Here is a 21,994-nt window from a genome sequence, read left to right on the forward strand (position 1 = left end):
ACACCATGTCCGTCCGATTCAAGCTGAAAAGCACCGCGGCGTGGCACGGAGCCTATGCCGCGATCGCCACGGTCGCGTTTGCGGCCGCCTTTACCGCCGCGATGGCCGCCTCAGCGGCATTGAACGGCGGTAAGCAAAGCGCGTTCGACGATCTGAACCGCTCACGCGCATTAGTGGCACTAGGCTCTGAACAGCAATGCGAGCGCTACGCCGGCTTGCCTTCGCGTTGGCGCGACGATCCGAAAGCCGGCATGGTGCATCTGCACGGCGGCAACTTCGTATTCGGCAGCAAGCTCGGTTACGAAGATGAGCGACCTGCGGGCGACGGCAAAACCCACGTCACAGGTTTCTGGATCGATCAGACCGACGTGACGAATGCGCAGTTCGCGGCATTCGTGAAGGCGACGGGCTATATCAGCGATTCGGAGCGCCAGGGCGGCGCCGTGGTCTTTCATACGCCGACGCACGAAGAAATGAACGCGCGCGATCTGGCGTGGTGGACGTGGGTCAAAGGCGCCGCGTGGAATCACCCGGCGGGCCCCGGCAGCAATCTCGACGGGCGCATGAACCAGCCAGTGACGATGGTCACGCAGGCCGACGCGCTCGCCTACGCGCATTGGCTCGGCCGCGATCTGCCCACCGAAGCCGAGTGGGAATACGCCGGAAAAGCCGGCCATGAGGGCACGGATCTCGACACCGCGCCACGCGACGAACACGGCAAGCCGAGTGCGAATTACTGGCAAGGCGTGTTTCCCGTGCTGAACACCAATGAGGACGGTCACGTCGGCCTCGCCCCGGTCGGCTGTTATGCGGCCAATGATTTCAGGCTCTACGACATGATCGGCAACGCGTGGGAATGGACCCGAGACGTCTACAGTGGTCCGCATCAGTCGCACACCAATGGCGATACGGCAGCGGTCGCGCCGCTCAGCCGCAAGCACGATACGCCGATGGTCATCAAAGGCGGCTCGTTCCTCTGTTCCCGCGACTATTGCGTGCGCTATCGTGCGGCGTCCCGCGAGCAGCAGGAAGCGGATTTGCCGGCTTCGCATATCGGCTTTCGCACGGTGTTGAGGGACGCATCATGAAACCACGCGCGTTCATCACAGCAGTGATGCTGATTGCGGCTTCATGGGTTCAACCAGGGCAGGCCGCCGCATCGCAGATCGTGAAAATCGGCGTCACGGCCGGCGCCCACGCGCAGATCATGGAGGAAGTGCGGCGTGTCGCCGCCACACAAGGACTCACGCTCGATGTGGTTGTCTTCGACAAACCCGAGGGCATCGATGCCGCGCTCGCCGCGAAACAGATCGACGCCGCGAGCTTCGAAGACGAGCCGGGTTTCGAGGCGCAGCGCAAACAGCATGGCTACGCCTTAACGAGCGTCGCCACTACCGTCACGTTTCCGATCGCGCTGTACTCGCGAAAACTGACGAACCTCGGCCAATTGCAGCGCGGCGCGACGATAGCGATTCCCGACGACCGCGCAGGCACCGCGCGCGCCTTGATCCTGCTGCAAAACTTCACGCTGCTGACGTTCAGGGACAGCGCCGGCTTGCATGCCACGCTCGCCGACATCACGAGCAACCGGTTGAAGCTGAAGATCCGCCAGGTGCCGCGTGCTCGCCTGTTCGACAGCCTGGATAGTGTGGCCTTCGCCGTAATCGATAGCGACGACGCGGCACGCGCAGGCCTTTATCCCGCGCGTGACAGCCTCGGTCTCGAAGACGCGCGCTCGCCCTACGCTAACGTATTGACCGTGCGCGACGATGACCGTGCGCAACCGTGGGTTGCCCAACTGGTCGGCGCCTATCATTCCGCCGACGTCGCGCATTTCATCCTGACGCACTATCAGGACTCGGTACGCCGGCCATGGTGAACGCGTTTTCATTCGCGTGCTCGGCATGCGGCAAATGCTGCAACAGTCCGCCGGCGATGTCGTTGCCGGAACTGTTCCGGCATCGCGATCTGTTCGTCGGCTGTATTGCGATTGGGCGCGTGCCTCGCAGGCGATTGCACGAAAAGCTTCGCGTCGGCAAACACGAAACCATACTGAGCGACGCGGAGATCGCCGCCTTCGATGCGATCGCGGATACGCTGCTGCATCGCGCGGGCGACACGTTCAGCATCACGACACAGGGCTACGACTACCCTTCCATCGCACGCTGCCCGGCGCTAGAAGATGATGGACGCTGCGCGATTCACTTCGAAGGCAAGCCCGTCACCTGCGAAGTGGTCCCGCTCGATCCGCTCGTGCCAGATGCGTTGCAACACCTGGTATTGGCCGGACGCAATCAGAGCGCCGCCTACCTCGGCGCCGATTGCATTCAGGAAGGCGAACGCACCGGCGCTGCGTTGATGGTCGCTGAAGGCCGCATTGAAGACGCGAGCGCAAAAGATGCACTCGCACGCCGCCGCGCCTCACTCGCTGCCGAGCGTGAAGTATGGGGGAAAACCGTATTCGAATCGCTGCGCAAAGATCTGTTCGAGTCTCCCGCTGCGTTGGCGCGCGTTCCCGCAGGCGGTTTCCTGACGATTTCAATTGCGCCGGCATTGTTAGCGGTAGCAGGTGTTTCAGCGCGCTGTCGTCAATTGTGCCTTGACTATATCGACAGCCAGCTCGCACTGATCGAGCGTTGCATTGCGCAAGCGCTGCTAAGCCGACGGCTTGATGACCGGCCGTTTACGCAGGAATTGCGAGGATTCGCCAGCGCTTATCAACGCGCAAAATCCATTCTTGCCGTGCCTGCCTCCGCTGGCGACTCCAGTAGTCAACCGTCTCGCGTACCGTCCGTCGAGGCGTATCTCAGTGGCGCAGATCGCTAATCGGCAGCGCCACCGCGATCGCTATTCTCACGAATGATTTGCGCGATCAACGCGTCGGCGTCACGCGAGACGCTATCGTGGACGCGAGTACTTTGCGTGGCCGCGGGCGTATCGTTGCCGATCAGATGACCGCTGCGCACATGCGTATCCACCGACACCTGCATCGACAGCCCTAACCGCAACGGATGCGCCGCGAGCTCGGCAGGTTCGAGCGAAATCACAATCGGCACGCGCTGCACGACCTTGATCCAGTTACCGGCCGCGTTCTGCGAAGGCAGCATCGAAAACGCGCTGCCCGTGCCTGCCGAAAAGCCTTCCACGCGCCCCCGATACACCACTTGCGAGCCATACACATCCGACACGATGCGCACCGGCTGCCCCACGCGCATGCTGCGTATCTGGCCTTCCTTGAAATTCGCCTCGACCCACAGACGCTCGAGCGGAATGATCGACATGAGTGCGAGCCCCGGCCCGACCTGCTGGCCGATCTGCACCGACCGCTGCCCGACCGTGCCGTCGACAGGAGAGATGACGGTAGTGCGCTGCAGATTCCGATAAGCAAGCCGCAATTGCGCAGCGGCCTGCAGAACCGGCGGGCTGGCTTCGACCGGAAATTTTCCGCCAAGCGCGCGTGCGGCGTCGAGCTGGACTTGCGCCGAAGCGAGGTTTGCTTGCGCGACTGCCACTGTTTCGCGGGCGCGCGCCAGTTCTTCCGGCGACACGACCTCCACCGAAGCATGATCGCGCGCGGCCAGCGCACGTTGCGCCAACGCGAGTTCGGCGCGTCGCGCGTCGATCGATTGGACGTATAGCTTGCGTGAGATCGTCGCGTTCGCCACCTGGCGCACGGCGAGCGTCAATTGCGCTTTCGCCTGCGCGAACGCGGCGGCCGCTTCGGCATCGTCGAGTTTGACGAGCGGCTGACCCGCGCGCACCTGCCGCGTGTTGTCCACCAGAATATCGGTGACTGTACCCGGTATTTGCGCCGCGATCTGCACGATGTTGCCCGCCACGTAGGCGTCGTCGGTCTCTTCGTAGAAGCGCGCGCTCAAAATCCAATAGGTCAGCCAAGCCACACCGGCGAGCGCCACCACGCCGAAGAAAACGGCAAAACGGCGCCGGCGCACCGTCCGTTTCGAATCGTGGGCGTCGGTCGCTATGCCTGCCGTGTTTGCCGGGTTTTCCTGCCCCTGGGTCCAGCCGGCGGCATGCTGTGCCTGTTTATCGTTGTGCATTCAATCGAAGTGCGTATCCGTGATGCGTGCGTGAGAGGGAAAGGTCGGCTGATAGTGAGAGATCGGCGCGCCGGCCACCTTGTGTACGTCGAAGCCGCCACCGAGCGCGCCGACCAGCGCGACCTGCAGCAGCCTGCGGCGGCCCTGCAAATCCACTTGCTGCGCGCGTTCGTCGAGTAAAGACAGGTCGGCCAGCGTCACATCCTTCTGCATGCCGATACCGCGCCGATGCCGCTCTTCGGCGATCGCGACGATGCGTGAGGCTGCGTCCACTGCGCGCGTCTGCTCGGTAGCGAGCGTATCGATCGTACGCAGGGAAGTCAGCTGGCGCGCGACCTCGCCGAGCGCCTCGTCAACGGTCTTGTTGTAGAGGCTTATCGCCGCGTCGACATTGGCGTAATCGCCGCCTAGTTGCGCGCGCAACCGGGTCCGGTCGAAAATCGGCAAGGAGATCGCCGGCCCCACTGAGCCGGTCAACGCCGCGCGCGAAAAAAGCGCTGCAGGCGTCAATGCTGTCAGCCCGGCAAAGGCCACCAGGTTCACATCGGGATAGAACTGCGCCCGCGTGGCGTCGATGTTGGCGAGTGCGGCTTCAGCCCGCAAACGTGCCGCCACGATGTCGGGCCGGCGGCCCAGCAGATCGACCGGCAGCTGCGCGGGCATCGGCGCGTCAACAGCCGCGGCCAGTTGCGGACGATGCAGCGATAAACCCCGCTCCGCGCCACGCCCCGTCAACACGCCGATCTGCAATTCGGTCAGTTTGATGCGCTCGTCGTTCAGCGCCTGTTGTGAGGCGAGCCGGCTTCGCTTGAGTGTGGCGTCAGCTGCGTCGTACGCGTTATCGAGGCCGCGCGCACCGCGCTCACGCAACACCGCATCGACACTATCCGCGGCCTGTTGCTTTTGCAGCAGAATATCCTGCATCGCAAAGGCGCGATCGAGCTCACAGTAAAGCGTCACGAGCGCGACAGTCAACGTGAGCCGGGCCTGCTCTGCATCGATTCGCGCCGCGTCGCGCGTGGACAGCAGGCTGCCGGTCAGCGCCGCATTCTTGCCCCACAAGTCGAGCTGGTAGCTCAAGCCTGCGAACAATGCGGCTGGCGAGACATTCGGATCGCTGAACAACTGCACCGGAATCTGCTGGCCGCCGACGGATACGTTAGCCACGTCATTCGACTGCGGCAAACGGGTTTTGCTCACCGTCGCGCCCGCGGTGCCGGTGAGGCCCGTGAGCGAAGCAAACTGTTCGAGTTGCGCCTGCGCGGCGCCCACCCTCGCCCTGGCAATCTGCAGGTCGGGATTGTTCTGCAACGCTTCGGCGCTCAGTTCATCCAGTTGCGGATCGCGATAACGCTTGACCCAATCGGGCGCGGGCCACACGCCGTTCGCGCCTGGCCCAATGGTCTGCGCGAGCGCATCGGCAGATGGTTTGAGCGGGTTGACGTTGGTATGCAGACCCGAATCGCTCACGCAACCCGTCAGCGCCGCAGCAATCAGCAGCAGCGGCCAGGCGCGCGGCATGGAAAATTGCATAGGCTGCCTCATGAGTGCCGGGTACGATGCATTGCACGCTCTCCCGCCGCCGGTGCGTTTATCTCGCCGGGCCTCGCTGCGCTGCCCTGTTTAGCAGGTTTAGCCGCTTTGGCCGCGAGCCGCGGACGCGTCCGCGCGAGCGGCCCCATGCGCCCGAAGAAGCCATCGAAAAGACCTAGCGCAATCGCATTGAGCTTCGCCAGCTTGTCTTTTTCCAGCAGCACGATCTGCACGATTTGCCAGAGCGTCAGCACGTTCGGCACGATCGCCACCGGCAATCGTGGTCCGTATTGCAGCGCCAGTTGCATTGCGTTTCGCGCGCTGTAATAGCGGCGAAAACTGGGGTGATTCATTGTCGTCAATTCCAGAGAACCCAGTTTGTGACGGCGCCGCGAGCCGATTCGATGCAGCAGTACGAGTGACGGCACCACGTACACGGGCACATTGCTCAGTAGCGCACGCAAGCAGTACTCGGTATCGACATGGTCGATAAAGAGCGCTTCGTCGAAGCGGCCGAGCCGCGCGAACGCCTCGCGTGAAATGACACAGCCGGACGAAATCAGAAACGCGCAGCGCTGCAACGCCGCGTCGGCATGTATGGACAGTCTCTCCACCGCCAAACCGCTTGTTGCGAGCTCGGGCAGGAAACGTTGATCGTTTTCGTCGAAAATGCGCGGGCCGGCTAAAAACGCCAGGCCACTCATCGATGCACACCGGTCGCGCATCACATCGAAGTAAGCAGGTGGCGCCTCGGAATCCTGGTCGAACAGCGCGACCGCATCCGCACCCGCCTCGAAGAGCGCGCTCAGGCCGCAATTGAAAGCACCTGCAATGCCGTTGCGATTACCGTGATGCAGCAACGCAACGCCCGCCTCGCCCAGCATCATCGCGGCGCGCGCATCCGGCAATGGCGAGTTATCGACGACCAGCAAGCGGTCACACGCCGAGCGCATCGCCACCGCGCGCGCGAGCTGCTCCTCACTCGGATGAAACAGGATGATTAATGCGCCCAGGATCGTCATCGGAAATCCCTCAGTGACCTAAAGCCATCGCCGCGCCGCGCTTCGGACGCGTGAGCCACATCATCGCGGCGAGCACGAGGCAGGTGATGCTTGCCATGTAGAACATGTCGCCGGTCGCCATCATGTAAGCCTGCTGCTGCACGAGGTGATGCAAGGTGCTGAGTTCGCGCACGCCGTCAATGCCCATGCCGTGCAGACTCTGAACGAAGCGCTGCGTGTTGCCCGACGATTTCGTCACGGACTGTGCGACGACGTCGTAGTGATACAGCGCACGGTTATCCCATAGCGTAACGCTCATCGCCGTGCCGAACGCCGCCGAGAGCGTGCGCAAGAAATTCGACAGGCTGGAAGCTGCGGCGAGCTTGTCGTCGGACACACGCGACAGCGTTGCCGCGGTCAACGGAATGAAGAAGCACGGCAAGCCGATGCCCTGGATCAGACCTGGCGTAATGATCTGCGTAAAGGTCATCGTCAGCGTGAAATGCGCATCCCACCACAGCACGGCCGCAAACACGAGAAAACCGAACGTCGCAAGCACACGTGCATCTACACGCGCCGCGTAAATGCCGACCAGAATCGAAAACACCAGCGCGAGCACACCGAGTGGCGCGGTGGCAAGCCCGGCCTGGTACGCGGTATAGCCCATCACGGCCTGCAGCCAGAGCGGGAAAATCACACCGACCACCGAGAAGGCCATCATGCCGAGCGAAATGATCAGCACGCAAAACGAAAACGTGCGGTCACGGAACAGGCTCAGATCGATCACCGGATGCCGTTCGCCCGCCTCCCAGATCAACAGCGACACGATCGCCAGCCCGGCAACGATGGCCAGTGTCAAGATCAAAGGCGAATCGAACCAGCCGCGATCGTGACCGAGATCGAGCACCGTCTGCAGCGAGCCGACGCCGATTACCAGCAAAATGATGCCGGGCAGATCGATTGGCGCCGCCTTGGCGGCGGCTGCCTTTGCGTCGGGGCGCAGCAGCGTCATGCACACCGCGAACGAGAAGATGCCGATCGGCAGATTGATCAGAAAGATCCACGGCCACGAGAAACTGTCGATGATCCAGCCGCCAACCACCGGACCGAAGATCGGCGCGAGCAGCACCGTCATTGCCCACAAAGCCAGTGCCACGACGCGCTTGTCCGGCGGAAAGGTACGCAGCAGGATAGTTTGCGAAAGCGGCACCATCGGCCCGGAAAAGAGCCCCTGCAATGCCCGGCATACCACCAGAAGGTGAAAATCGCCGGCCACGCCGCAGAGCAGCGACGTCAACGTGAAAAGGATCACCGCACCGAGGAACAGCCGCGTTTCGCCAAGCCGCCGTGAGAGCCAGCCCGTCAAGGGCACGGCGATGGCGGCGGCCACGGAGTACGAGCTGATCACCCACGTACCCTGACTGTTGGACACGCCAAGGCCGCCGGAAATAGCCGGCACCGCGACATTAGTTACCGTCGAATCCAGCACTTCGATGAACGTGGCCAGCGACAGCGCGAACGTCAGCAAGGCGAGCTGCGCGCCGCGCATGCGGGGGACGCTGCGCTCGCCGGCGGGGTCGTCGCCGACGCTTTGCGTCTCGTGGGCCGATGCGGCGTGCTTCGGCGACGGCGTGACGGCGCTCATACGCCATGCCCGCTGTCTGCCAGTGCCGGCAAAGACACGCGGTCGACCGTTTGCGCTCGCGCGCCGGTGAGCATAAGGCCTTCGATATAGCTGGCGGCCGCCTCGCAACCATCCGGCGACGACGCGAGCCGGTCCTGCATGCGCCCGCATTGCGTCGCGATCGACGGGCTGCCCAGCACATGCTTCAGTGCACGCGAGAGAGCCTGTGGCTGCAGGGGTTTATCGAGCCGAACACCGCAACCGCTCGCAGCCACGCGCTGCGCGTTATCGAACTGATCGTGCGCGAAGGGCGTCACGACTTGCGGAATACCGGCGGCATACGCAAGCGCCGCCGTGCCGATGCCGCCGTGATGCACCATCGCCCGGCAGTTTGGCAACAGCTTTTGAAGCGGCACGTAACGCCGCTTGAGCAGTACGCCCTGGGCGTCAGCCAACACACCCGTCGTCTGAGCGGTAGTCGCATCGGATCGAACCGCATCCGGCGTCAGAAGAATGCCGCGCAACCCGCTTTCCATCAGCGCAGCACTCACTGCATTCGCATAGCGATCGTGATCGATCAAGGTCGAGCCCGCCGTGAAAACCACGGGCCGCTCGCCTGCGGCGAGAAAGGCGTCGAGTTGCGGATCGGACGCCTGAACGCCCGTGTCGTTGAATAGTGGAAAACCGCTGAGGCGGCGCGGCGTCGGCCAATCCGGCTGAGGTTGCGCGAACCACTCCGGAAAGAGACACAGCACGCCGTCGGTCGAATGCAGCCACTCGCCGAAAATGCGTCGTGCCGGTGCGAGCGCCAGTTCCGCACGTAACGCGTTCAATGCGGGGCCACAGACCTTGTCAAGCGCATACTGCTCGATCAACCGCATCAGCGCCGCTTTTACAGCCAGCGGTAAGCCACGCGGAATCGTCAGCCGCGGATGCGTCGGCGGCGCATCCGCCGAGAGCAGGGTCGATGGGGACACCTGCACCGATACGAATGGCACGCGGTACAGCTCCTGCATCAAGCGTGCGGAAAAGGCCCATAACGTGCCGACCAGCACGGTGTCGTCATCGGTCAACGCAGCCAGCGTGTCGAAATGCGGCCGCAGCGTCGGCGCAATCACTGCCCACAGCGTACGGAACGAGGTACGCGGATGCCATAGCGCCGGGTTCGCCATCGCCACTTCATACTCGGCGGCGGTGCCGATTGGCACGAATGCGAAGCCTTGGCGCGTAACGGCCGCAGCAAACGGCGGATGCGTGCAGAAGACGATCTCGTGACCGCGCGCAGCCAGAGCCGCGCCGATGCCAAGCAAAGGGTGCACGTCGCCCGCTGAGCCGATCGCGGTGATGATGACTCTCGCCATGCCTGTGGCTCAGAAGAGACCAGGAATCAGCGCGGCGACGTCGCGTCGATACTGCGAATACGCTCGGCCGAAATGACCGGTCAGCCAGCTCTCCTCGACCCGCACCTTGTAAGCCAGCGACGCGAAAACCAGCAATAGCCCAGCCACGCCACGCCATTGCGCGCCGATCAGCACGGCCCCGAGGAGCGCCAGCAGGCAGCCGGTATAGATCGGATGACGAACCAGTCCATACGGTCCGCTGCGCACCAGTTCATGCCCTTCCTTTAGCGTGACCGACACGCTCCAGTTGGTGCCGAGATGCAGCCGCGCCCATACGGAAAACGCGAGGCCCGCCAGCAGCACGGCGAAGCCGGCAAGCTGCAGCGGCCCGATCGCATGGGGATCAAGGGACAACGCCGCTGCGTTGAAGTCCGGCAGCACGATCAGCGCGCCACCGCCAATCAATGGAATCGACTGCAACGTGCGCGAAAGAGACGCCTCCTTGCGCGCGGTCTCCTTGACGCGGTTCGACGTCGCGACCCAATACAGCAGCCACAGCCCCCAGGGTACGACAATGGCGATGCTCTGAACGATATTCACGGTAGTTCGACCTGTTGGAACGAGTGATCGGCGGTGGCCTGCATCGCGACGTTCGCGATAGCGGGTTGCTGCACCGGCATGATGGGCGAGCGTGCGGCGAACGTGTCGAAGCTATCGAGCGCACGGCCTGTCGCCGGCACCGGCGCGGCGCCGAAGTAATCGAAGATCGCCGTCCGAACCTGGCGCAGCGCGGGCCGTCCTTCGAGATCGAGGAAATGCCCGGCCTGCTCGATCGTAAGAAACTCGGCGCGCTTCAGATGCGTGCTGAGTGAGCGGGCGTCCTCTGGCGTGGTGTACTCGTCGAGCTCGCCGTTGAGGAACTTCAATCCGCAATCGATGTTGCGGAACTCGTGCAGATAGTCCTCAGGACGAATCGCCAGAATCTGGTTGACGTGAAACGCCACCTGGTCCTGCTCATCGCGTGGCAGCGTGGAGAGGTAGCGATAGTTGTAGAGCTTCATGATGCGCGGCAGATGCTGGCCAACGGTATCGTTGAGCAACTGCGCGGCCTTCAGATTTTCGCCGGCGGCGATGTAGTCGCGTGCCGCGGTCACGTACGCGGTCATCGCCTCGTTGAGCCGCGGCGAGAACGACGCAATCACTGCGCGCCTCACGCTGGTGCGCGCCCGCGAGAGCGCAAGCAGCGACGCCACCCCGCCCCACGACACCGACAACAGGAAGCTCGGCTCGAATAAGCCTATTAGATGCAGCAGAATGCCGACTTCATCGTCTTTTGTAAGAACGAAGTCGCACACGTTATGCGCTTTCGATTGACCCGCATAAGGTAAATCGAAACAAATTGGGTTGTAGCGTTCGCCGAGATATTTGATTGTCTGTCCGAACGACGCTGTGGTGGCTAGCGCGCCGTTGATCAGAATGACACTCTCGAAGGCCGGATCGAATACGTGACGTTCAACGTAGACTTTCAGGCCCGCCGGTAGCGGAACAAGGAGTTTTTCGATGGGCATGGCGTATTCGCATGCACTTGCGCAAAGCAAATGCGTACCGATACCGCGCCCGCATTCGCGGACGCATTGCGGCCGTACTACCGCGGATCAGGCCCATGCGACTTGCCTTTGTGCCGGCAAATCCGATCCGCGACGACCACTGCTGCATCGAAAACATGCATCACCTGACGTGATGTCCGCCTGCTCTCCGTGACACGCGCCTGAACTCAGGGTGCGCTTCAATCGAGCGTTCGATGCCTCGTAATATATTTATATGTAATTTCGAAAACGGTGCTTCAATCTCTGCGGCACGCCATTCGTTGACGCCAGTCTGGCCTCACTGCATGAAGACTTGATGTCAATATACGATGACGGAAAGCTTTTTAACATATTTCAAAAATAAAAGCTAAAAAAGTCATTGCGCATACGTTCGAAATACCAAAAGAAATCTAATTGAAAGGAAACGGCATTGCGTTGCGCATACCTCAACGAGGCATGCACGGATAGCCCGAAACGCCACGCGAGCACGCGAGCGTTTGGGCAGCAGGAAAGGAATGGAAAGAAGCGGCTACCCCTAATAGCACGAACTCTAGCCACGAACCACACTAACGGATCACACTACCGGACCAGCGAGAATGCTTCCCGGCTGGCGATCTCACCCGCGCCATACACACCGACCACCGTATAGTCCGACGCCACGCATTCGAACGTCGCGTCCTGAAACGTGATGACAAAATGGCGCTGCATTGGGCCGGTTGATGTGACGGCCGAAATCTCGGCGGCCAGCGACGAATTCATCACTTCGTGAACCGAGTACCCACTGAGACCTTGCGAAGCGAGAGGATGGATCTCGAGATCGGCATCGCCGGGTGGCCCCAGTCGATGAAAGACGGCGTCTGGAAGAGCACCGTGCAAAATGGATCGTCGTCGGAATCGAATGGTCCGAACCGTTCAAAGTCGGATTCGGCAATCGGATAAGCCAGGATCACCCGGCGGCCGCTAACGACGATGAATGGTTCGGCGGCATGGGCGGCCGGATGAGGAACAGAGTCCAGCAGGACGACGTGGTCTTCCTGCTGGGGTGTTGCGAACGTACTAGTCATCTACTTCGCGACTCCGTTGTACTCAGGCGCCGGCTTGTACCGTCGAGGTTTGCGGCGCTGCTGCAGCGCTTGCCGCGGCGGCTTTACCTTTACTACCCGCTTTGCGACCCGGTGCTTTCTTTGCCGCAGCGGTTTTCTTCACAGCAGCTTTCTTCGCTGCAGGTCTGCCAGCGCTTTTCTTTGCCGCAACTTTTTTAGTCGCCACACGGCCCTTCTTCGCAGCCGCTTTGGGCACTACTGCCTTTTTCGCTGTGACTACCTTTTTCGCGGCGACATTCTGGGTAGCCGCGGCGCCATCGATCAGAAACCTGGTGCGGTCTTTGACCGTTGCGAGCCATGCCGGTGCCGGACCGCGCCCACTCCAGGTAGCGCCGGTTTTCGGATTGAGGTACTTCGGCGGCTGGGCACCTTTGGGTTGACCTTTGCTTCCGGCTTTGGCGCGAGTAACCGCCGCTTTTGCCGTTGACTTCAGTTCGCTTGCGCCTTCGATCAGGAATTGGGTCCGGTCTTTCACGGCGGCAATCCACGCAGGTGCACGCCCGTGACCCGTCCAGGTCGCGCCGGTTTTATGGTCACGATACTTTGGAAGCGACTTGCCCGCGCCGACGGCTTTTGCCTTGCCACTTGCGGCATGGCCATTCAAGGCGTGCGCGGCGCGTCTCGCCTTTGCCTTTGCTTCGATATCTGCAGTGGTCAGGCCGTGCTTGAGCATCAGGTCGCGAATCTGGTTGACCGCGACTTGTGCTTTCCTGGCAATAAGGACGTCAGCTTGTGCCTGGAGCTTCTTAAGCTTTGCCTGGATTTGCTCTAACGTGGGCATTTGATTGCTCCTTATGTGGTAATCGATCGAACTATGCCATGAATGGCGCGAGAAAGGCAGATCTATGCTCCTATAAAGACATCAGGTTTACACCGGAACGCATCTAGTGGAGTACGAACCTTTCGAGTCCACGACTCAATCGTTCCATTCTTTAACCTTTCCAATTGCTGGCCAGCCGCTTAAGTCGGCGTAAAAACGACAGCCTGGCGATCGGCGATATACCGTACGCTGCGCATGAACCGGTACTGTTGATCGTCCGCGGTTATCCGGTTGAGCCCCAACTGCGTCAACGCCAGCATCTCATCGGCCTGAAAAGCTGCCACTACGCCGTGATCCGTCAAATCCTCCAGCGTACCGGACGGATTGCCGACATAAACGCAGCGCACCTGCGTACCGATCCGCATCAGGACCACGCTTTCTCCTTCGTCGAGCGCCAGTTCGAGATAGCCGGCAAGCGTTCGTAATGAATCCGGCGTGCAAGTCTGGGCCTGATAGATCGCAGCGTTCGATGGCGTCATTTCTGTTTCTCCGTCACCCATCAAGAGAAGCCGGCCGCTGTGCAATGCGGCAATAGTCGCTTCTACTATAGGCAAGCATCCGGAGATTCAAAGGGTGGCAGTTCTTTTTTTTAGCCGTAACCGCGCGTTACCAATCTCGCAGCGCTGTTTCACCTGTGTCCGGCCCGCCCTTCTACACTCCGAACCGCGCTCAGAAGCAACGCAATGCAACCCGGTAGTAATCGGGTGCATCGCACCTGGAGCACGAGGGAAAGGAGCACAAATGGCATGAACGCGGCCGCTGGGGCGGCTATTGAAATGACGCATAAAAGCACCACTTTAGAGAAACTCAATAGCGGGGTACTTTCAGATGAAAGCTGGTTTTATCAAGGCCGCCCTTGCGGCGATTGCATTGACGTCGGCCGCGGTCGGCACGGCGAACGCGGCCGGCTGTATGAAAGGCGCGGTTGTCGGCGGGGTCGCCGGACATTATGCCGGGCACCACGCGGTAGTGGGCGCGGTGGGCGGTTGCCTGGTGGGAAGACACATGGCGAAGAAGCAAGCAGAAGAACGAGCCGGGCAACGTCAGCAAGCGCGAGTGGAATAACCCACCTGTTCACGCGATCCGGAGTCCGCAAGCCGGCAGAATTTCCTGCGTAGTAACGAAACGGTGCTCTTTGACTGCATCGTGAAAGCGCCGGCAATCGCTTTTCTCGAAGACTTCGCTCCACCGGGGGCGGCCCCCCGAATCGTCGTCGGAGCGCAAACCGGTGGCTTTGTATTTCCAGGAGCCGGGCCCCTTGGGTACATAGTCCGGAATTGACTCAGAGAGGCCCGGAATGGCGCCGGCTTCCACCGCTTCGCAAAGGGTCTGCAGGCGCTTGTTGTCGTCCGGGTTCCGATTGGTGTCGAGAAACGTTGTAAGCGCGGCTTTTACATCTTCCGGCAGTCCGGGCTGGTATTCAAAATCTTCCCGTCCCGCAACGTAGGCGCGCACCGCGCGGCAAGTCATCTCGGCCGCCTGCATGAATTCGGGCAGATTGTGCCTTTTGACGCACACATTTTTGCCGTCGACGTAATGCCATTTCGCCCACGGCTGGTCGGGATAGTGCAAAGCGGCACCGTGGCCGACGGGCAGTGCAAGCGTCAGTACATCTTCCTCGATACGCTGGACCAGATGCCGCGTGGCGCGGGTAAGGTGGGCAAACCAGCCTTCCTGCGTGCAGTCTTCCGCCTCCAGCATACGAACGCGGTTCGTCGGGCTTTCGATACCGGCGAAGCCCTGGTGGGCCCACGTATCGACGTACGTGTGAAGCGTCACGCCCAGGCGGTGCAAGGCCGTATCGGTGTCCCGCTGCCGGATCGCCCGACGAACCACTTCGCGCGCGACAGCGCTATCCGCCCGGCACACCGCCTTATCTTCGAGTGTCTCTCCAACACCCGCGGGCAGAAAATGAAACGGTGTCCACACCAGCCGGTTCTGGTCGTTTTCCGTATTGGTATAGTCAAATAACTTGTGCGCGGTGGCGAAGCGCTCGAAAGTCTCGCCACCCGAAAAACGCAGTATTCCTGAAGTGGTCGCATCGTCGACATACTGGCACGCATGCGCCACTGTGAGCGCATCGCTGGCTGTCATTCCGCCAGTGCGGGCGACGATATAGACCACACCGTAGTGAAAATCGATGTTCATGCACGCGCTCCCCACGCTCAACGAATGACAGCCAGATCTTCCGGAATGCGCAAAGCGACTGTTGCAACGACGACGCAAGCGCACGCGCACGCGCAGAAGGTAAACGACCAAGTACAGCGGAACTTTAAAAAAGACTCCGCCCGCACTCAACGGAGAGCATAGGCCACGCCGACGCCATACGTGATCTGATTGCGCGTGCCGCGCTGCGCGACAATCGGACTATCAGGGGCCAAGCCCGTCAATCTCTGATAGTAGATCATCGCACCACCGAGCCAGTTCTTGTTGAACGGGTAGATCGCGGCGCCCCGACCGGTGATGTGTTCCAGTCCGCCGGACGGACCGACTGCGGGCAGACCGCTGCGCCCAGCATCTTCCGCGGTCACGCCGTAGCAGGTTCATTGAAGCCCTGTACCCAGCCGGCACCCGGCCCTTCCCCGAGAAACACGCGCAGCGACAACCAGATGCTGAATTTTCAGGTTTGTTGTTTGCACGGTCTGGCGGCTCATATATGCTTGGTGTAATTGGAAAACCAGTCGCAATGCGAAACGGGGCGCTTTGTCGCATTGCCTCTAATTGAACCTTCTGGCCACTTGCACACTAGCGGAAGAGGATACTGCAATGAAATTCAATGAATGGAGAGAGGGCGCCAGTCCGGAACGGCGCACCTTGATTCGTAGCAAACTTCACGTATTGCTGGCCACGATCGGGACACTTTCTTCTGTCGTCGGTATCGGTGTGGCGCTCGACGGCGGCCTTGAATTCAATCGCACCAAAGTCTTCGTCGGCGTCGGCATTATCGTCGTGTCCACTATTGTGTACGTGTCGATGCTATTCACGCCGGCCGAGTGAGACCAGAACTTCTATTCTTTCAGAAAAACCGGGCTATTGAAAATACGTCAGGCCCGTTCACCGCGCGAGCATAACCGGCTTTAAAACAGGCGGGTAACCCTCAGGCAGTTGTTCCTATACGAATCCAGGTACTTCAACCGCATCAGGGTTCAGTGTCAATGAGCAATGCAGTGTCCTGAAAAAAAACCCCGCTTCGATCACCGGAGCGGGGTTCAGTTTCAGCGCGCTTCGCGCCGGATTACTTGACGATACCAACCAGTTCGACTTCAAACGTCAGATCGCTATTCGGCGGAATCGTGCCGACGCCGCGATCGCCATAGGCAGTGGCCGCCGGGCAGGTCAGCTTGGCCTTGCCGCCAACTTTCATTTTTTGCACGCCTTGCGTCCAGCACGGAATCACGCGATTGAGCGGGAAGGTTGCCGGGCCGCCATGCTTCGCCGAGCTATCGAACTCGGTGCCGTTGGCGAGCGTGCCGCGATAGTTGACCTTTACGACGTCGTCAGCGGCCGGCAGGGCACCCGTGCCCTGCGTAAGATGTTCAACGATTACGCCGGAAGGCAGCTTTTCAGTGGTGGAAGCGGCCATCGCCGTGGAAGAAAGAATAGCTGCGGCGACCAAAGCAACGATAGATTTCAAAGCGAGTCTCCAGGTGGGTAGTGCGCGTCATTGTAGCGGATGACCTGTCGCAGGCCGCCGCTCAGCGATGCAAATAATCGCAGATGCAATGGCAATTGAGCGCCGGGCCAGTGGCACAGAGAATGCTACATCCTGACGGGCGACGCGTATCGCCGCCACCAGGCGCCCACACGCGCGCGCTATATATAAGCGACTCAATACGAATTCCCTTGCAGGCGGATGACAATGACCACGGACAACCTGGAACCGGAACTTGTCGTTGAAGACTCCGCCGAACGCTCCTGGATGAAGCGGCTAGGCCCTGGCCTGATCACCGGCGCCGCGGACGACGACCCGAGCGGCATCGCCACCTATTCGCAGGCCGGCGCCCAATTCGGCTTCGGATTGTTATGGACGCTGCTGATTACTTACCCACTCATGGTGTCGATCCAGTTGATCAGCGCACGCATGGGACGGGTGACGGGCAGCGGGCTCGCAACCAATCTGCGCCGCCACTACCCCGCTCCGTTTTTGTATCTTGCTGTGCTCGTGCTGCTCGCGGCCAACATCATCAACATCGCGGCCGATCTCGCGGCAATGGGCGCCGCCGCCAAACTGGTGATCGGCGGCCCGGTTCAACTCTACGTGGCGTTGCTCGGCACGGCGTCCTTGTTGATGCAGGTATTCATTCCATACCAACGCTACGCCAGCATTCTGAAATGGCTAACGCTTGCATTGTTCGCTTACGTCGCCATCATCTTCGTGATTCCGGTCGATTGGAAAGCAGTCGGTCTGAGTATCGTGAAGCCGCCGATCCAATTTTCAGGCGACTATCTGACCACCGTGGTCGCCGTGCTCGGGACAACGATCAGCCCATATCTTTTCTTCTGGCAATCGTCGCAGGAAGTCGAGGAAATCCGCTCGGAACCTGTGCAGAAAGCGCTATTACGCGCGCCGATCCAGGCGTCCACGCAACTGAAGCGGATCAACATCGACACATGGGTCGGAATGGCCGTTTCGAACGGCGTGGCGTTTTTCATCATGCTTACCGCCGCCGCCACGCTGCACGCGCATCACGTCGAAGTCAAAACCACCGCCGATGCCGCCAGTGCGCTCAAACCAATTGCCGGCAATCTGGCGTTTGCGCTGTTCAGTCTGGGAATCATCGGCACGGGTCTGCTGGCGTTGCCGGTGCTGGCGGGTTCGGCCGCCTACGCGGCGGCGGGCACGATGAAATGGCGCAACAGCCTGGCATTGCAGGTGAATCTGGCAAAGCAGTTCTATTGCGTGATCGCGGTAGCGATTGTCGGCGGTATTGCGCTCACGTTCATGCGGCTCGACCCGATCAAAGCGCTGTATTGGAGCGCGGTGATCAATGGCGTCGCGGCCGTGCCGATCATGGCGCTCGTGATGGTCATGTCGGCCAGCCCCAAAGTGATGGGCCAGTTCGCCGTGACCGGATGGTTGCGCTGGCTCGGCTGGATCGCCACCGCCGCAATGGGGCTCGCCGCGGTCGGCATGTTCTGGCCGACATGATTGCGTGTGTGGACTTATTCGACGTCTTCACTGAGTAATGGCATGGGACCGCTTCTGGCGATCTCGCGTTGCGTCAGTTGCACGGCTTGCTGCTCCATCCGCTTGAGCAAGCCGTCGAGTAAAAGCGCTTCTTCATCGCTCAGGCAAGCCGCGAACTCAGTGTTATAGCGTTGCCCAATCACCCGTGCCTGTTCATAAGCGATACGGCCGGCTTCGCTAAGCGCGAGCACGGTCACCCGCTTGTTCTCCGGCAGGCGCGTTTTCGCAATCAACCCCTTCTTCACCATATTGGCGACGCAGCGACTCGCCACCACCATGTCGAGCGCGGCCGATTCGGCGAGCTGCGTCAGACTCGCGTCCGGGTATTTGCCGACGAACGCGAGGATGCGCCAGTCGCGCCGGCTAATGCCGAGTTCGCGCCGGAACATCAAACCGACGCCCTGGGTCGCCACGCGAGCCAGGTTGTGAAGCCTGTAGAGCAGAAATTCGTCGATGTGCTCGGGATGCTTCAGCACGGGTATCGATTGAGGGTCGGTCGCGGGCACGATGAGCACGTCCAATAAGGGTTTGACGGCCATTATGACGCGCTTTGGCGGCACCGGCCCCGGCGCATTGTGCGTTCGCACATATATTTGATTAGGTCAATCGTCAGGTTCGTTTTTAGCATCGAAGCATCTCCCCGGTTTTTCCCACTTCAGGCCGCAAGGCCGCAGACGGTGCTTATCGATGGCGGACACCCGCAACGTTCTCTTCATCATGTGCGACCAGCTTCGCCGCGATCATCTCGGCTGCTACGGCCATCCCTACCTTCAAACCCGTCATATCGACGCGCTGGCCGCGCGCGGCGTGCGTTTCGACAATGCCTTCGTCAGTTCCGGCGTATGCGGTCCGTCGCGCATGTCGTATTACACCGGCCGCACGATGAGCAGTCACGGCGCCAACTGGAACCGCGTGCCGCTCTCGATCGGCGAAATGACGCTCGGCGAATACCTGCGCCTGAATGGCCGCTCGCTCGCGCTGGCCGGCAAGACGCACGTGATGGCCGACGGCAACGGCATGCAGCGCCTCGATATCGCGCGTCAAAGTCCGCTCGGACAGCGTCTCTCGACCGGTTCGTTCGACGAACTCGACCGCTATGACGGCCACCACGAACCCGGCAAGGAGAGCGGCTACCCCGCCTTTTTACGCGAACACGGCTACGCCAGCGACAAACCGTGGAGCGATTTCGCGATCAGTGTGGAAGACGACAGCGGCGCGGTGCATTCCGGCTGGAAAATGCGCAACGTGCGCTGGCCGGCGCGGGTGGCCGAGCCGCATTCCGAAACCGCTTATATGACGAATCAGGCGATCCGCTACATCGAGGAGCAAGGCGACACGCCGTGGGCGTTGCATTTGTCGTACGTAAAGCCGCATTGGCCCTATGTCGCGCCGCGTCCCTATCACAACCTGTATTCGCTCGATCAATGCCTGCCGCTCGTGCGCAAGCCCGCCGAACTCGACAATGCCCATCCGGTTGTTGCCGCATATCGCACTCAGGAAGAATGCGTCAATTTCGCGCGTGAAGAAGTGTCGAACACCGTGCGGCCGGTTTATCAAGGTTTGATCCAGCAGATCGACGACCATCTCGGCCAACTGTGGGACACACTCGAACGACTCGGCCGCTGGCAGGACACCCTGATCGTGTTCACGGCCGATCACGGCGACTTCCTCGGCGATCATTGGCTCGGCGAGAAGGAACTGTTCTATGACACCGTGCAGCGCGTGCCGATGATCGTCTACGATCCGTCGACGCGTGCTGACGCCACCCGCGGCAGCGTCGAAACGCGCTTCGTGTCGGGCATCGACGTCGTGCCCACCGTGCTCGATGCACTCGGTCTGCCGGCCTATGAAGAGCGCATCGAAGGAAGCTCGGTTCTCGCACTCACGCGCGGCGAAACGGACCGTGCCGAAGGTTGGCGCGATTACGTAGTCTCCGAACTCGATTACAGTTTCCGCGGCGCGCGTCTCGCACTGGAACGCAAGCCCGACGAATGCCGTGGCTGGATGGTGCGCGATACGCGCTGGAAATACGTACACTGGCAGGGCTATCGCCCGCAACTCTTCGACCTGGCGAACGATCCGGACGAATACGTCGATCTCGGCGCCGACGCGAGTCACGCCATCATCCACGCGCAAATGCATGCGAAGCTCGCCGACTGGTACGGCGCGTTGAAACAGCGGGTCACGATCGACAACCCGACGGTCGAAAGCAAGACCGACACGCACAAGGACTGGGGGGTCTTTTTCGGCGAGTGGTAATACAGGCAATTGGCAGTAAAGGCGAATGCGGCCTCTGGCAGAGCCTCAATCAGAGTTTCTGAGCAGAGCCTGACTCAGCGCCTCACAAAACCATCATACGCGCCCGGCCCAACGTGCCGGGCCGCCAGGAGACACCATGCAGCGCTCGCCAGCCCTTACGCCCGACGACGCGATTTATCGCAAGATCGCGCGGCGTATCGTGCCGTTTCTGTTCATCTGCTACGTGGTCAATTTCATCGACCGCGTCAACATCGGCTTTGCAAAGCTTCAGTTCCTGCAAGATCTGAAACTCGACGACGCCGTGTTCGGTCTCGCGGCAGGGATGTTCTTCGTCGGCTATCTGGTGTTCGAGTTGCCGAGCAATCTGCTGCTTGAGCGCATCGGCGTGCGCAAGACGCTCCTGCGGATCATGGTGTTGTGGGGTGCTTTGACGGTGCTGCTGATGTTCGTCAGGAGCGCGGGCATGCTGTATCTGCTGCGCTTTCTACTGGGCGCCGCCGAAGCCGGTTTTTTCCCCGGCATCATTCTTTACCTAACCTACTGGTTTCCCGATCGGCAACGCGGACGCATCACCAGTCTGTTCATCATGGCTGTGCCGTTGGCGGGCATCATCGGCGGACCGTTGTCGGGCTGGATCATGGTGCATTTCCACAACTCGTTCGGCTTGCATGGCTGGCAGTGGCTATTCCTGATCGAAGGTGTGCCGGCGATCGTGCTCGGCATCATGGCGATGCTCTATCTTGACGATCGTCCGCTGCATGCAAAATGGCTGAGCGACGCGGAGAAGGCCCACATCACCGCCGCGCTCGAAGCGGATCGAAAACAGCGCGGTGTTCAGCACGCGCCGCCCGCGCGCCTCGCCGATGTGTTGCGCAACCCGCGGATCTACCTGCTGTCGGCGATCTATTTCTGCGTGTTCATGGGACTCAATGCGGTCGGCTTCTGGATTCCGACGCTGCTGCGGCATGTCGGCGTGCAGCAGATCGGCAATATCGGCTGGCTCAGCGGCGCGATTTCGGTTTGCACAGCAATAGGTATCGTGGTGATCGGGCGCAGCTCGGATCGTCAGGCCGAACGGCGCTGGCATGTGGCGGGCTGCGGCTTCGCGGTGGCCGGAAGTTTTCTGTTGCTCCCGCTCGCTGCGCATAGCGTACCCTTCACGGTCGCCCTGCTGGTCGTCGCGTCGATCTGCATCTACGCGACCCTGAGCATCTTCTGGACGATCCCCACCGCCTATCTGGACGGCGGCGCCGCTGCAGCCGGTATCGCGACGATTACCGCAATCGGCGCGATTGGCGGCGCGGTGAGCCCTTCATTGGTCGGGATGCTGAAGGCCGAAACCGGCAGCGTCTACGCAGGTTTCGCGGTTATCGCCGTACTTCTGGTCGTGGGCATGGTCGCGCTGCTGTGGGCCGTGCCCGCGCCAGAACGCAAAGGATTGAGCACGGTGCAGCCGGCTACGTTGAAGTAAGCACTCGC

General features: G+C 61.1%; 20 protein-coding genes and 2 pseudogenes. 8 read left to right on the forward strand and 14 right to left on the reverse strand.

Features of this window, described 5'->3' with window-relative positions; translation table 11 throughout:
* Window positions 1-5 precede the first annotated feature (5 nt).
* Genes ACUN0E_RS18665 through ACUN0E_RS18675 form a run of 3 tightly spaced genes read left to right on the forward strand, consistent with a single transcriptional unit; the run spans window position 6 to window position 2,826 of the window.
* The gene (locus tag ACUN0E_RS18665) at window positions 6-1,088 is read left to right on the forward strand and encodes a formylglycine-generating enzyme family protein (protein WP_445567567.1); all 1,083 of its coding nucleotides are present in this window, start codon (window positions 6-8) and stop codon (window positions 1,086-1,088) included.
* On the forward strand, window positions 1,085-1,879 hold the full coding sequence (locus ACUN0E_RS18670) for a MetQ/NlpA family lipoprotein (protein ID WP_445567568.1): 795 nt from the start codon (window positions 1,085-1,087) through the stop codon (window positions 1,877-1,879). Before ACUN0E_RS18665 ends, ACUN0E_RS18670 begins: the two co-directional genes overlap by 4 nt.
* Window positions 1,873-2,826 carry a hypothetical protein gene (locus ACUN0E_RS18675; RefSeq protein WP_445567569.1) on the forward strand — a complete coding sequence of 318 codons (954 nt, stop codon included), beginning with the start codon at window positions 1,873-1,875 and terminating at the stop codon, window positions 2,824-2,826. The genes ACUN0E_RS18670 and ACUN0E_RS18675 overlap by 7 nt, the downstream gene beginning before the upstream one ends.
* Here ACUN0E_RS18675 and ACUN0E_RS18680 read toward each other — a convergent pair.
* From ACUN0E_RS18680 to ACUN0E_RS18725, 10 genes and pseudogenes are all read right to left on the reverse strand, one after another.
* Window positions 2,823-4,061: an HlyD family secretion protein gene (locus tag ACUN0E_RS18680; RefSeq protein WP_408340348.1), complete on the reverse strand. Its 1,239-nt coding sequence runs from the start codon at window positions 4,059-4,061 to the stop codon at window positions 2,823-2,825. The genes ACUN0E_RS18675 and ACUN0E_RS18680 overlap by 4 nt on opposite strands.
* Complete coding sequence (locus tag ACUN0E_RS18685; protein WP_445567570.1) at window positions 4,062-5,594, reverse strand: efflux transporter outer membrane subunit; 1,533 nt, start codon at window positions 5,592-5,594, stop codon at window positions 4,062-4,064. It abuts the gene before it with no gap.
* Window positions 5,595-5,674: 80 nt separating this feature from the next.
* Window positions 5,675-6,616: pseudogene (locus ACUN0E_RS18690) on the reverse strand (glycosyltransferase family 2 protein); the annotation flags it as partial.
* Between the two features lie 10 nt (window positions 6,617-6,626).
* Window positions 6,627-8,144 carry a DHA2 family efflux MFS transporter permease subunit gene (locus ACUN0E_RS18695; RefSeq protein WP_408240544.1) on the reverse strand — a complete coding sequence of 506 codons (1,518 nt, stop codon included), beginning with the start codon at window positions 8,142-8,144 and terminating at the stop codon, window positions 6,627-6,629.
* 92 nt (window positions 8,145-8,236) lie between these two features.
* The gene (locus ACUN0E_RS18700) at window positions 8,237-9,580 is read right to left on the reverse strand and encodes a glycosyltransferase (RefSeq protein WP_445567571.1); all 1,344 of its coding nucleotides are present in this window, start codon (window positions 9,578-9,580) and stop codon (window positions 8,237-8,239) included.
* A 9-nt stretch (window positions 9,581-9,589) separates the two neighbouring features.
* Window positions 9,590-10,159, reverse strand: a complete 570-nt coding sequence (locus tag ACUN0E_RS18705; protein ID WP_408483976.1) for a methyltransferase family protein — start codon at window positions 10,157-10,159, stop codon at window positions 9,590-9,592.
* Complete coding sequence (locus ACUN0E_RS18710) at window positions 10,156-11,127, reverse strand: alpha/beta fold hydrolase (RefSeq protein WP_445567572.1); 972 nt, start codon at window positions 11,125-11,127, stop codon at window positions 10,156-10,158. The genes ACUN0E_RS18705 and ACUN0E_RS18710 overlap by 4 nt, the downstream gene beginning before the upstream one ends.
* A gap of 597 nt (window positions 11,128-11,724) precedes the next feature.
* Window positions 11,725-12,209: pseudogene (locus tag ACUN0E_RS18715) on the reverse strand (hypothetical protein).
* Between the two features lie 22 nt (window positions 12,210-12,231).
* Entirely contained in the window at window positions 12,232-13,029 is a 798-nt protein-coding gene (locus ACUN0E_RS18720; RefSeq protein WP_445567573.1) for an H-NS family nucleoid-associated regulatory protein, read from the reverse strand.
* Between the two features lie 179 nt (window positions 13,030-13,208).
* Window positions 13,209-13,547, reverse strand: a complete 339-nt coding sequence (locus ACUN0E_RS18725; RefSeq protein WP_445567574.1) for a hypothetical protein — start codon at window positions 13,545-13,547, stop codon at window positions 13,209-13,211.
* A 349-nt stretch (window positions 13,548-13,896) separates the two neighbouring features.
* On the opposite strand from ACUN0E_RS18725, the gene ACUN0E_RS18730 reads away from it, so the two are divergent.
* Window positions 13,897-14,133, forward strand: a complete 237-nt coding sequence (locus ACUN0E_RS18730; RefSeq protein WP_445567575.1) for a hypothetical protein — start codon at window positions 13,897-13,899, stop codon at window positions 14,131-14,133.
* Between the two features lie 9 nt (window positions 14,134-14,142).
* On the opposite strand, the gene ACUN0E_RS18735 is transcribed toward ACUN0E_RS18730, so the two are convergent.
* Both ACUN0E_RS18735 and ACUN0E_RS18740 read right to left on the reverse strand, forming a co-directional pair.
* Window positions 14,143-15,216, reverse strand: coding sequence for a DUF6765 family protein (locus ACUN0E_RS18735; RefSeq protein ID WP_445570473.1), 1,074 nt, complete (start codon window positions 15,214-15,216; stop codon window positions 14,143-14,145).
* A gap of 146 nt (window positions 15,217-15,362) precedes the next feature.
* Window positions 15,363-15,599 (reverse strand): MipA/OmpV family protein, encoded by a 237-nt coding sequence (locus tag ACUN0E_RS18740; RefSeq protein WP_445567576.1) that lies wholly within the window; start codon window positions 15,597-15,599, stop codon window positions 15,363-15,365.
* A 235-nt stretch (window positions 15,600-15,834) separates the two neighbouring features.
* Here ACUN0E_RS18740 and ACUN0E_RS18745 point away from each other — a divergent pair, with 235 nt between their 5' ends.
* Window positions 15,835-16,065, forward strand: coding sequence for a hypothetical protein (locus ACUN0E_RS18745; protein ID WP_408240523.1), 231 nt, complete (start codon window positions 15,835-15,837; stop codon window positions 16,063-16,065).
* A 238-nt stretch (window positions 16,066-16,303) separates the two neighbouring features.
* Here the strand turns inward: ACUN0E_RS18745 and ACUN0E_RS18750 are convergent, their stop codons facing one another.
* Entirely contained in the window at window positions 16,304-16,651 is a 348-nt protein-coding gene (locus tag ACUN0E_RS18750; RefSeq protein WP_445570474.1) for an FKBP-type peptidyl-prolyl cis-trans isomerase, read from the reverse strand.
* Window positions 16,652-16,927: 276 nt separating this feature from the next.
* Here ACUN0E_RS18750 and ACUN0E_RS18755 point away from each other — a divergent pair, with 276 nt between their 5' ends.
* On the forward strand, window positions 16,928-18,217 hold the full coding sequence (locus ACUN0E_RS18755) for an NRAMP family divalent metal transporter (RefSeq protein ID WP_445567577.1): 1,290 nt from the start codon (window positions 16,928-16,930) through the stop codon (window positions 18,215-18,217).
* Window positions 18,218-18,231: 14 nt separating this feature from the next.
* Here ACUN0E_RS18755 and ACUN0E_RS18760 read toward each other — a convergent pair whose 3' ends face one another.
* Window positions 18,232-18,795 (reverse strand): MarR family winged helix-turn-helix transcriptional regulator, encoded by a 564-nt coding sequence (locus ACUN0E_RS18760; RefSeq protein WP_408240529.1) that lies wholly within the window; start codon window positions 18,793-18,795, stop codon window positions 18,232-18,234.
* A 148-nt stretch (window positions 18,796-18,943) separates the two neighbouring features.
* Between ACUN0E_RS18760 and ACUN0E_RS18765 the strand changes: the two genes are divergently transcribed.
* Together ACUN0E_RS18765 and ACUN0E_RS18770 are read left to right on the forward strand one after the other, a co-directional pair.
* Window positions 18,944-20,515, forward strand: a complete 1,572-nt coding sequence (locus tag ACUN0E_RS18765) for a sulfatase-like hydrolase/transferase (protein ID WP_445567578.1) — start codon at window positions 18,944-18,946, stop codon at window positions 20,513-20,515.
* Between the two features lie 136 nt (window positions 20,516-20,651).
* On the forward strand, window positions 20,652-21,986 hold the full coding sequence (locus tag ACUN0E_RS18770) for an MFS transporter (RefSeq protein ID WP_445567579.1): 1,335 nt from the start codon (window positions 20,652-20,654) through the stop codon (window positions 21,984-21,986).
* The last annotated feature ends 8 nt before the right edge of the window (window positions 21,987-21,994 follow it).

It is taken from the genome of Paraburkholderia sp. D1E, from assembly GCF_052682275.1.